We start from the raw sequence: 12,093 nt of genomic DNA, 5'->3' as shown, positions 1-12,093 counted from the left end.
TAAGGTTTGCAGTGTTTTCAGAGGCGTCAGGCCGCTGGAGATTGAGCTATGCCAACGCAAATCCGCTAGCGGAGGCGAAGGTCAATAGAAACAAGAATAAAAACAGGAAGCCGTTTTGAAGCCCTACGCCGTGCTTTTTCTCTTGGGACTGGTTGCGTTGTTGGTAATGCCAGCACACGCACAAGTGACGACACCAGATCGTTCAGATGCGCCGGTGCGCGTCGCTTTCATTAATCCGGGTTATGGAGATCGCGGCTTCTGGAAAGATGTGCGCGGTACCATGGAGGCTGCCGCCGATCAGTTCGGGTATGAATTGATCGTGTTCGACTGTGACCGCGATAGCAAGATGATGATCGAAAGCGCACAGAGGGTTTTTGATCTTGATCCGGCCCCTGATTACATCATTGCCGTCAATGAGCACCAGCAAGGAGCCCGGATTGTTCTTGAAGCGGCAGAACGCGACATCCCGGTGATCATGTTGCTCAATGATCTGACCCAGGAACAGAAAGATGCACATGGCTATCCGGTCAAGGATTTTGCCAATTGGATACTGACCCTGACGCCGGACAATGAGCGAGCGGGTTATGATATTGCCAAATCCCTGATTGATGGCGCACGGCTTGAAAACGAATACCAGCACCGCAAACCGCTATGTCTTCTATCGATTGCCGGAGATAGCAAGACACCAGCCTCGTTGCAGCGATTGCAAGGACTGGATCATGCCCTTAGCCGTTTTCCACTTCTCAGGGAACAGAACCGTTTGGTTGCCAACTGGTCATATGACGAAGCCTTTCGCCAGACCCAAAGCTGGTTGAAGCGCGACGGGTGTGTTGACGCCGTTTGGGCAGCCAACGACGATATTGCGCTTGGTGCGATTGCCGCGCTTGAGGAGGCGGGGCGCAGGCCCGGCAAAGATGTTTTTGTTGGCGGCCTGAATTGGTCGCCGGATGGCTTGCGCAAAGTTTCCGATGGCAAGATGACCATGACGCATGGCGGGCATTTTTTTGCCGGGGCATGGGTAATGGTCTTGCTTCACGATTACATTAGCGGTGTTGAAACTCTCTACGAGAATCCCGAAATCTCATTCAGGATGGAAGCCATTACGCGCGATAACATATCCTATTTCGTGGACGTATTGGGTAACAGGGATTGGGGCAGTCTGGACTTTAAAGAATTTAGTATTGCCAATTCCCCGCCCGGAACAGAGTATAACTTTGTATTGCACCCCGGCGACGGCCAAGAGGAATGATCAAGGTCGTCATCGGATAGCCCCATCAGGAAGACGAGGTCGATACGGTTGGCAAGACACACTGATGAAACGCAAGGAGATGCTCTTGCCGGCCTGAAACTGGGTAGCACAATTGCGGCCCGTCAGTTGAAATACTCGCTGCTCCTGGCTGTCGCGCTCGGGCTGCTGATTGTCGCAATCCGTGGCTATCAGGACTACTATTGGCTTAATGGTGTTTATCAGCAGGGCAATCAGCGTCTGATTTCATCAAGTGTGCCGGTTGCGACTGCGGTATTGACCCAACGTGACCGCGAACTCGCAGATGTGATGGTACGCGGGATGCTTAACAACCGCTCCATCGCGCGTGTTACCCTCACCAATGCCGATGACGGAATTTTCTTTGAACGAAAACGGCGAGCGGGCGAAATTCCGACATCTCGTTGGGCAGAGAGTATGTTTGGCGGGTTGCAAACGATCACGGTTCCGGTGCGCGACCCTGGCCAAACCCCTGTGACCACCATTGGTGAAATGGTGATCGACCTCAATCCACAGGTCTATGTCAGCGCCTACATGACGCGTCTTTCCTGGTCATTCCTGGCGACGATGGTTCTTGCTGTGGTCATGGCTGCGTGTTTCGCTGCCATGAGCTATTTTGTTTTTTCCCGGCCCGTCATTCGCCTTGGAAACTATATTGTCAACTCGGACCCGACAAATAGCAGTCGCCCCCTTAAGATGCCTCCCTATCATCGACATGATGACGAGATCCAGTTATTGGGCTCTGTGACAGTGGGACTGTTTGGCATGATTCGCGGACAACTTGGCGAGTTACGCAAGGCACGTGATGAATTGCAGGACGAAAAAGCCAATCTGGAAGAGCGCGTTAAACTCAGGACGCAGGAACTGAACGCAGCGATGCAAAAGCTTGAGGTAATTGCATCGACAGATCCATTAACCGAATTGCCCAACCGTCGCGCGTATCTGGCAAGACTGGATGAGACCATCTCGACCTGGCGTCGTCACGGTACCCCGGTCTCTGTTATTTTGCTTGATATCGACCGTTTCAAGGCACTGAATGACACCCATGGTCATCAGGCCGGTGACGCCGTGCTGGTTGCATTGGGGAAGGTGCTTCGCAGGACCTTGCGGTCAATCGATCTTCCTGCGCGTATGGGGGGCGAAGAGTTTGCTGTCTTGCTGCCCGGAGAGGAACTTGAAGGTGCGATGATCCTTGCCGAACGCCTGCGTTCGGCGCTTGAAGCCACCATTGTCGAGTATGGCGGCAGCAAACTTTCCTTTACCGCAAGCTTTGGCGTGTCAGGTTTGCCGTCGCCAACCGCGTTGGAGGCGTTTGACCCGAAAATCGTACAGCGGTTTGAGGTCATGCGATCATCAGTGGATGCAGATATATCGGGGATCTTGTATTCGATTGCGGACCGGGCGCTTTATGATGCCAAGGCCTCTGGCCGGAACCGTTGCAAACTCGCAGATTTCAGCAAACTTTCAGAGCTCACTGACCTGTTCCCGTCTGACGTCTGATCGCTGCGTGGCAGGGCGGGGGTCCGCACATCCTTGTTGGGGCACTTAGTTGCGGCCGTCGTCGTTTCCTTGCCGTGAAATACGGATGTCACGATGGATTGAAACGCTCATTAGCAGGCCGAAACTGACCAGAATGGTCATCATCACCGTGCCACCATAAGACACAAGTGGCAGCGGCACACCCACGACCGGAATAAGCCCCATCACCATGGCGATGTTGATAAATACATACAGGAAGAAGGTCGAGGTCACACCGATTGCGACAAGGCGACCGAACTGGTTTTGACAGCGCAATGCAATGACATAGCCATATGTGATCACCAGCGCATAAAGACCCAGCAAAGCCATTCCGCCAACCAGACCGAACTCCTCGCCAAGCATGGTAAAGATGAAGTCGGTTTGTTTTTCCGGCAGGAAGTTCAAATGGCTTTGTGAGCCAAGCATGAAACCCTTGCCAAACAACCCACCAGAGCCAAGAGCGATCTTGGATTGGGTAATATGATAGCCGGCACCCAGCGGGTCATTTTCCGGGTTAAGGAAAGTCAGGACACGGTTTTTCTGGTATTCGCGCAGGAATTGCCAGCCAATTGGAATAGCGGCAAGCGCACTGCCCAGAACCAGGGCAAATTTCCATACCCGCACACCGGCCAGCCAGAAAATTACGCCACCACCTGCAATCAAAAGCAATGTCGTGCCAAGGTCGGGTTGGCGCAACACAAGCGCCGATGGGGCCGCAACCATCAGAATTGGCGGGATCAAAAGCGGTATGCGCCCGACATCCTCGGGCGTCAAGCCGTGGAAGTAACGGGCAAGGGCAAGTACCAGGGATATTTTCATCAATTCGGATGGCTGCAGCTGGAAGAAGCCCAGATTGATCCAGCGTTGGGCCCCCATGCCGATGTCACCCTTGATCTCTACCCCGATCAGCAACACAAGTGCGACGAAGTAGGAGAAATAGGCAAGTCTTAGCCAGATTCGTATGTCAGTGACTGCGATGATGATCATCAGCGCAGCACCAACGGCAAAGCGCATCATCTGGCGTTCCGCCCATGGTTGCAGCGATCCGTTGGCCGCAGAATACAGCATGGCAAAGCCGATCCCTGACAGCGCAGCGATCAGAAGCACCAGTGTCCAGTTCAGCAACAGCAACCGTCGACCGATGGGAACATAATCCGGATCTTCGCCAATGCGATATTTGCTCATGGCCATTGCTTAACCCTCGCCCTGATTTGTTTGGGCAGGATTGCGGCGCAGGCTTGCACTGTTGGCTTGGTTGGCTGCCGAGATGCCCTGGCGCGCAGATTGAAGTTCCTGTGCCTTTTGCAGCAGGTCACGGACAATTGGTCCAGCAACACTTGAGCCACCCCCACCATGTTCGACAACCACGGCACAGGCGTAGCGCGGATTGTCTACCGGCGCAAATGCGACAAACAGGGCATGGTCGCGGTATTTCCACGGCAATACATCGTTATCAAGCACGCCGGTTGTCTGACGTTCACGCATGGTGATACGCCGAACCTGACTGGTGCCACTCTTGCCGGCCATTTCCATGCCTTTGATGTCTATTCGGGCGCGGTACCCTGTGCCCCGCAACTCGTTTGTTACGCCATTCATGGCGTCGCGAACGCGTGCAAGGTGCGCACGATTGACCTGAAGTTCCGGGAACTCTTCTACTTCACGGCTGGTAACCCCGTCGGGGGTCACCTTGTCACGGGTCAAATGTGGGCGAACTGCCTTGCCCGATGCCAGCCGTGCGGTCATCGTGCACAGTTGCAGCGGCGTTGCCAGAACATAGCCCTGCCCAATAGAGGCGATCAGTGTTTCACCACCTTGCCAGCGTTTACCCAACTGGATTTCTTTCCAGTCCTTGGTCGGGATCAGGCCGTTGCGTTCGTTAGGAAGATCAATGCCGGTATCTTCGCCAAGGCCAAGCTTGTGCGCCATTGCCGCAATGCGGTCTATCCCGATTTTCTGGGATATTTCATAATAGTAGACGTCGCATGAATGCTTGATGGAATCATGCATATTCATCCAGCCATGACCGCCGCGTTTCCAGCAATGGAACCGTGCATTGCCAAGATCAAGATGCCCGTTGCAGAAGAACTTCTGATTGGGCGATATAATGCCTGCTTCAAGTCCAGCAAGCGCGACGCACATCTTGAATGTTGAACCCGGCGCATACGTGCCGTTAACGGCTTTGTTTGACAGCGGTGCATACTGGTTGTTGACCAAGCTGTTCCACAGCTTGTGCGAAATACCATTGGTAAAGGCATTCGGGTCGTAGGTCGGATGTGACGAAAGCGCCAGTACTTCGCCGCTGTGGATGTCCATGACGACTGCGGACGCACTTTCCTTGTCTGACAGGCGCTGGTTGGCATAACGCTGCAATTCAAGATCCAGTGTCATGACAACGGTGTTGCCACTGTCACCTTCCTCGCGTTCCAGTTCACGAATGACACGACCAAGGGCGTTGACTTCGACCTGACTTGTTCCGGCCGTGCCGCGCAGTGCAAGGTCATAAACCTTTTCAATGCCGCTTTTGCCAATCGTAAAGCCGGGTAGTTCCAGCAGCGGATCGCCGGTCAGTTCCTTTTCCGAGACGGCGGCGACATACCCCAGAGTATGCGCAAGATGCGGGCCTTCTGGATAGTCGCGGGATCGTCCGGCATCAATGATCAGTCCCGGAAGATCCGGTGCGTTTACACCAACGCGGGCGACTTCATCCCATGTAAGGTTATCGCGCACGGTAACAGGGACAAAGGAACGCCGGCGCGCAACATCACGTTCGACGCGCTCGATGGTATCAGGGCCAAGTTCAATAATCTGATCAAGGACTTCAAGCGTGCGGCGAACATCAGGTGTTTGTTCGCGCACGATCATGATGTGATAGTTCTGACGGTTTACCGCCAGAGGAATACCAAACCGATCGGTGACCAACCCACGCGGCGGCGGCAGCAGGCGGTGCGAAATACGGTTTTCGTCTGCCAGTGTCTGATAGCGATCACTTTCAAGTACCTGCAGGTAGTACATCCGTGCGGCCAGACCCGTCAGCAAAACACCCTTGCCCGCGCCCAGCATCAGGGCGCGTCGGGTGAATAATCTGAAACGGTCTGAGTCACGATGCCACATGGGCGATGGATACCTGTTTTTCGTCAGCGACCTTAAAGTCGGGTGGTCAATTTCGGGCTGGTTTTATCGCGCTTGAACAGGGAATAAAACCACCTTCTGTAAACATAGTGGATAGCAGTTGCCAAAACATCAATATTGCGCAGTTTCGCGTTCGTGCAAGGCTGTCAAACGTAGCGCAGAAGACTGTTTTGCGCACGCGCCAGAACCCAGGCAACAATCGGAAACAGCACGGCCGTCAGAACATAGCTGATCAGGGTTGCTTTAATCGGCAGCAATGCGCCAATAAGTGCGGAACTGAGCAGCCACTGAACCAGAAGAGCCGGAATGGCAACAAGGGCAAAGCCCCACCACATGACGCTAAATGGCTTGTTGTGGAAAAAACGCCCCTGACTAGCCGATCCGGTCTGCACCAGCAACAGCACAAGCGGGCTGACACCAAGCGGCAACCCCATCAACAGATCTTGCACTAGGCCAAGCAGAAAAGCTGTGACACCCGTCAAAAGGTCGGGGCGGTTCACAGACCAGTAAAACACAGCCATCAATGCCAGCGCTGGCGAGGCTGTCGATAGGAGCGGCACACTGATCGGCAAAAGGTTGATCAGCAAAAGAACAAAGACACTAAAGGCAGGAAAAAGGCCGCGCGCAATAATGTCCAGTCGTTGCCAGACGCCGGGTTTCACTGGGCTTCCCCTGCCGTGTCAGGCGCGGCCGGTACGATGCCAACACCATCAGGAATATCTGGTGACAATTCTGTGGTGTTCTCGTCCTTGGTCGGGTGGCTTTGACGAATGCGCTCTTCGCTCAGAATTCCTTGAAGACCATAATCGGCCACGCGCAGGTATTCCAGTTGATGGCGTCGGAACAACGGGGCCACCCGGACGGCGTTTTCTGAAACCGATGACACGATCCCGATCGGAATACCCGGCGGGAATGCGCCACCGTGACCTGACGTCAGAATACGATCACCCGGCGCGACCGCTGCATCCGCAGTCAGGAACGTCAAAAGTGGTCGGTTGGTGTTGTCACCTGACAAAAACGCACGGTCACGAGAGTTTTCAACCACAACCGGCACGCGGGAGTTGATATCGGTAATCAGAAGTACCCGCGATGCCTGATAGCCTGCCTCGGCAACGCGGCCAAGAAGGCCTTCATCGGAAATTACGGCCTGACCTTTGGTAACCCCGTCACGCGATCCGGCAGAAATCATCACACTGTGCGCATAGGCACCGCCCATATCGGCGATGACCCGCGATGTCACCAGATTCAATGCCGGTGGTGATGTATAGGTTGCAAGTTCGCGCAGGCGGGCATTTTCGTGCGACAGATTGCGTGCGGCTTGCTGCCAGGCCAGCAATTGCTGGTTTTCGCGGCGCAGACGCTCATTCTCTTCATAGAGATGTGCAAGGTTGTATATCTTGTCGGTGAGTTCGTTGATACTGGCCGCAGGGCGGGAAACGATGTTCATAACCGGGGAGACAAGGTCGGCCGAGGCCGCCCGGATCCGTTCGATCAAAACCGTATCGGCCTTGCCCAGAAGCATCAGGCCAAAGGCCGAGAAAATCAGCAATATAAAAGCGAAGCGGTGAAGGGCCGTGCGTAACGGCGAAAAGATACGCTGCTGCGGACCACCATGCTGTGCCAATGTATTCCCCGCGAATTCCCAAGAAGTTGTTCTGCATCCCGTGCGGGATATTCAACCATAACGAAATCACCGAGTCGCGTCCAGTAAGGATACGACCCGGTGATTAAAAATTTAGTCGACCTTGTTTAGTATGCTGTGTGCAGAACGTTACGCAGCATTTTCTTTTCTTCGAGTGCGCGACCGGTGCCCAGTGCAACGCAGGAAAGTGGATCATCTGCAATCGAAACCGGAAGGCCGGTTGCGTGACGCAGCACGTAATCAAGGTTGCCAAGCATCGCGCCGCCACCGGTCAGGACAATACCCTTGTCCACGATGTCAGCAGCCAGTTCCGGCGGGGTCTGTTCAAGGGCGACTTTTACCGCCTCGATGATTGCCGATACCGGCTCTGCAAGGCTTTCTGCAATCTGGCGTTCAGAAATCAGCAGTTCTTTCGGGACGCCATTCATCAGGTCGCGACCACGAATTTCAACAGTTGCGCCATCGCCATCATCCGGGGCGCAGGCGGAACCGATTTCTTTTTTGATGCGTTCGGCGGTGCTTTCACCAACCAGAAGGTTATGCGTGCGACGGATGTACGCAATGATCGCTTCATCCATTTTGTCACCACCAACACGGACCGAACGGGCATAGACGATACCGCCCAGCGATAGAACCGCAACTTCGGTGGTGCCGCCGCCGATATCAACAACCATGGAGCCGGTCGGTTCCGTCACCGGAAGTCCGGCGCCGATTGCAGCAGCCATCGGTTCATCAATAAGCCAAACCTTGCGCGCGCCAGCACTTTCAGCACTTTCCTGAATGGCGCGACGTTCAACTGCGGTCGAACCAGATGGCACACAAATGATGACTTCCGGGCTTGCGAAGTTGCGGCGGTTGTGGACCTTGCGGATGAAGTGCTTGATCATTTCCTCGGCGATGTGGAATTCCGCAATAACGCCGTCACGCAGCGGGCGGATCGCCTGAATGTACCCCGGGGTACGACCGAGCATCTGCTTGGCTTCTTCACCAACAGCAAGGACCTGCTTTTTGCCTTTTTCGTCGGTAATGGCCACCACGGATGGTTCGTTCAGGACAATGCCACGGCCCTTGACGTAAACCAGTGTGTTAGCGGTGCCCAAATCCACCGCCATGTCGGAGGATAAAACCCCAAGAAGCTTGGAAAACATTCCTGCCCTATGCCCCGGTTAATAGTAAAATCTTCAATGCGAACGTACCGGCTTTGATAGCGCAACGATTAAGCCGATGCACGAATAATCTGCGCAGGGGATTGAGGAATAATTAAGGCGCACGATTTTCCTCAATCAAGGCGGAAAAAACATGATCAGGAATATGGTCTTGGCGGGTAAATTCAATTTCGGGTGCTATCGCCTGCCATACCCATTTTCGACAGGAATTCCGTGACCATGGTGACAATGACAGCGCTGCTTTCAACAGAAAGCGTTCTGCGAGTCGCTTGTTTTTCAATTATTTCACCGCTTTCGATGACCTCGAAGCTGACATTCGAGCGGCCTGGCAAAAGGTCGCGATCCATGCGCCAGTGACACCATGCGGGTGGATTGAACGGATCATCCTTAAGGCCGATCAAAAGGCTGGGCACAAAATTGTCCATTTCCGACATGCATTGCGGACGCAATCCGACAAGTGTTCTGAAATGATGGTCGAAGTGCTTGGCGTGTCCTTTGCGATAAATCGCAAGTTGTGCAGCGCCAGCACCATAGCCATAGCCAAAGATCGCCACCCGTTCAGGATCAATGCCATCCATCCCCACCAGATAGTGTAATGCACTGATTGCATCAAACGCCCAATAGGTCAGCCCGTGTTTTGGTGCCTCAAGGGACCCTTCGCTGCAATAGGCCTGCGATGGATGGGCTTCGTTTGGCGAAATTAACAGCACTCCCATACCGTGGGACTGCAAAATCCGGACCCAGTCATCAGGGAAGCTGCCGTCACAGTCGGGCAAGGCCACAACAGCCGGGTGTTGGCCGATGTTCTTCGCATCATCGTTTTGCGGCGGAAAGTACTGACCCGGAATATCGTCTTGCAGGCTTTCATCAACGGGTGGAACGGGTTTCCCCATTGAAGCCAAACGCTTGCGCAGGCCGCTTTGCGGATAGGGCAGGGACGGGATCGTAACCGCCTGGGGAGTGGTATCGACTGGCGTTGCCGCAGGCACCTTAAAAGGTAGCAAAAGGCCAGCCACTGCAACTGATATGGCAAGTACTGCCACCAGCCGTTCAGGGCGTATGTTCACAGACATATGCACATCCCCTCTGCCAAGTTATCTGATGAGGTTAAAGCAGCATATCACAACATCAGTGTGGCGGATAATGGTGGGATCGGGATGCGTGGTTGTTCCGGTCAGTGGTCAGTATGCGAGGCCATCTGAATGAGTGTGCTAAAATTGCTGGGGCGGTTGTTGAATTTCCCGCCACCCGGACCGCGCGACGCAACAAAAAAGGGTGGCGAAATCGCCACCCTTTCGAAATGTCATTGATCAGAGTGCCGCCTAGGAAGCCATGGCGTCCGGTGCGGTTTTCTTGCTTTTGTCGATCAGTTTGTTGACGGCAGTCACATAGGCGATGCACGACGCAACAACCGTGTCGGTGTCCGATGCATTGCCAACCACTGTGCGATCTTCCCCGTCGAGCTTGACCGTTACAGTGCCTTGCGCATCGGTGCCCTCGGTTACGGCGTGCACCTGATAGAGCTTCAGACGCCAGTCATGCGGATAGATTTCCTTGATGGCATTGAAGGTCGCATCAATCGGACCGTCGCCGGTCGTTTTGGCGCTGCGGGTTTCCCCGTCGACCATCAGTTCCAGTTCTGCCGTCTGCGGGCCTTTGGAGCCGCAGGTAACGGTCAGGCCAACAAACTTGATATGTTCGTTGTCACGCAAGCCGTCATCGACCAGTGCGACGATATCGTCGTCATAGACTTCTTTCTTTTTGTCGGCCAATTCCTTGAAGCGCGCAAATGCATCTTCGATGGCGTTTGCGCCCAACTCGGCAAAGCCCAGCTCCTTGAGCTTTTCCTTGAAGGCATGACGACCGGAATGCTTGCCCATCACCAGACTGGACTTGTTCAGGCCAATCGATTCCGGCTTCATGATCTCGTAGGTTTCGGCATTCTTGAGGAAACCGTCCTGATGAATGCCGCTTTCATGGGCAAAGGCATTTGCACCGACGATGGCTTTGTTTGGCTGAACGACAAAGCCGGAAACGGCTGATACCAGACGTGATGCGCTCATGATCTTGGTTGTGTCCAGCCCCGTGGTGAACGGGAAGGCGTCGTTGCGGGTGTTGATCGCCATAACGATTTCTTCGAGTGCCGCGTTACCAGCACGTTCGCCCAGACCGTTGATGGTGCATTCGATCTGACGCGCACCGGCATTCACCGCCGAGATCGAGTTGGCAACTGCCATGCCCAGATCGTTGTGGCAATGGACCGACAGAATGGCCTTGTCGATGTTCGGCACCCGGTTGATCAGCATTTTCATCAGTTCGGCATATTCGGTCGGCGTGGTGTAGCCGACGGTATCCGGGATGTTGATCGTGGTTGCACCGGCATCAATGGCAGCTTCAACGCAACGGCACAGGAAATCGTGCTCGGTACGTGAACCATCTTCTGCGGACCATTCGACATCGTCGGTGAAGTTGCGTGCCAAGGTCACGCTTTCGATCACCTTCTCCAGAACGCGTTCCGGTTCCATCTGCAATTTGTATTTCATGTGCAGCGGGCTGGTGGAGATAAAGGTGTGAATGCGTTTGTTTTCAGCCGGTTCCAGCGCCTCTGCCGCGCGTTCGATGTCACCTTTGGCGGCACGGGCCAAAGAACAGATGGTCGGGCCGGATATCTGTTTTGCGATTTCGTTGACGGATTGGAAGTCGCCATTCGATGCGATGGCAAAGCCTGCTTCGATGACATCAACCTTCAGTTCCGCCAGTGCCTGCGCCACACGCAGTTTTTCATCGAGCGTCATCGATGCACCCGGGGACTGTTCCCCATCACGCAAGGTGGTGTCGAAAATGATGACGCGATTGTCGTTTGCACTAGCCATTGTCTTGTTTCCTGATCATTCGGGACTTTGCCCGGTATATGAATTCTGTCTGGAAGGAGTGCGGGCCATCTGGCGCGACTTTTTCCCCTGAGCTGCGGCTAGTGGATCGACATGTTTTGTGTATGATCCGGGCCGGCATGGTTCGCTCAGGGGCGAGTAAGTCGTAGAGCGCCTAGCTCTGCTAGACCAAGGAGACCGGAAATTAGGTTGAGGGCAGACAGCACAAGGGTGCGCGAAGCGCTGGCTTCGGCACGGTTGGCATATGCATCAATGTTGCAAATGTCTGCGGTCATCGGTCTTCATCAATTGGCTTCAAATACCAGCCTTGGCTGGCGACGCCCCCAATTTCGTCGCGGGGCCCCTTCAGGTCAAGTAATTTTTGTACCTTTTGGTCTGTTTTTTGAGTGGAATTTAGTGGCATCTCGGCAGAACCACTGTTTTAAGCCGCTGTTTCGCGGGGGCAGTGCGTTGGCGTAGTTCCCGCGCGCAGCCGTGTTCGCG

The 12,093-nt window shown here is 54.4% G+C and carries 9 protein-coding genes; 2 read left to right on the top strand and 7 right to left on the bottom strand.

Annotated elements, in window-relative coordinates; all coding sequences use genetic code 11:
• Window positions 1-184: 184 nt before the first annotated feature.
• A complete protein-coding gene (locus AUQ43_RS19420; RefSeq protein ID WP_232310754.1) occupies window positions 185-1,249 on the top strand; it encodes an ABC transporter substrate-binding protein in 1,065 nt (354 codons plus the stop codon).
• A gap of 48 nt (window positions 1,250-1,297) precedes the next feature.
• Window positions 1,298-2,764 carry a GGDEF domain-containing protein gene (locus AUQ43_RS19415; protein ID WP_062957966.1) on the top strand — a complete coding sequence of 489 codons (1,467 nt, stop codon included), beginning with the start codon at window positions 1,298-1,300 and terminating at the stop codon, window positions 2,762-2,764.
• 45 nt (window positions 2,765-2,809) lie between these two features.
• Here the strand turns inward: AUQ43_RS19415 and rodA are convergent, their stop codons facing one another.
• From rodA to AUQ43_RS19380, 7 genes are all read right to left on the bottom strand, one after another.
• Entirely contained in the window at window positions 2,810-3,973 is a 1,164-nt protein-coding gene (gene rodA / locus AUQ43_RS19410; protein WP_062957965.1) for a rod shape-determining protein RodA, read from the bottom strand.
• A gap of 3 nt (window positions 3,974-3,976) precedes the next feature.
• On the bottom strand, window positions 3,977-5,893 hold the full coding sequence (gene mrdA, locus AUQ43_RS19405) for a penicillin-binding protein 2 (protein WP_062957964.1): 1,917 nt from the start codon (window positions 5,891-5,893) through the stop codon (window positions 3,977-3,979).
• 164 nt (window positions 5,894-6,057) lie between these two features.
• Window positions 6,058-6,573 carry a rod shape-determining protein MreD gene (gene mreD, locus AUQ43_RS19400; protein WP_062957963.1) on the bottom strand — a complete coding sequence of 172 codons (516 nt, stop codon included), beginning with the start codon at window positions 6,571-6,573 and terminating at the stop codon, window positions 6,058-6,060.
• A complete protein-coding gene (gene mreC, locus AUQ43_RS19395) occupies window positions 6,570-7,535 on the bottom strand; it encodes a rod shape-determining protein MreC (RefSeq protein ID WP_062957962.1) in 966 nt (321 codons plus the stop codon). Before mreC ends, mreD begins: the two co-directional genes overlap by 4 nt.
• A gap of 125 nt (window positions 7,536-7,660) precedes the next feature.
• Window positions 7,661-8,701: a rod shape-determining protein gene (locus AUQ43_RS19390; protein ID WP_008892088.1), complete on the bottom strand. Its 1,041-nt coding sequence runs from the start codon at window positions 8,699-8,701 to the stop codon at window positions 7,661-7,663.
• 182 nt (window positions 8,702-8,883) lie between these two features.
• Complete coding sequence (locus AUQ43_RS19385) at window positions 8,884-9,792, bottom strand: alpha/beta hydrolase (protein WP_062957961.1); 909 nt, start codon at window positions 9,790-9,792, stop codon at window positions 8,884-8,886.
• Window positions 9,793-10,041: 249 nt separating this feature from the next.
• Complete coding sequence (locus tag AUQ43_RS19380; protein WP_062957960.1) at window positions 10,042-11,592, bottom strand: 2-isopropylmalate synthase; 1,551 nt, start codon at window positions 11,590-11,592, stop codon at window positions 10,042-10,044.
• Between the last annotated feature and the right edge of the window lie 501 nt (window positions 11,593-12,093).

The sequence above is a fragment of the Thalassospira sp. MCCC 1A01148 genome, from assembly GCF_001613795.1.
Taxonomy (GTDB): domain Bacteria; phylum Pseudomonadota; class Alphaproteobacteria; order Rhodospirillales; family Thalassospiraceae; genus Thalassospira.
The sequence above is the reverse complement of the archived record's forward strand: the minus strand, read 5'-3'. Positions and strand labels throughout refer to the sequence as shown.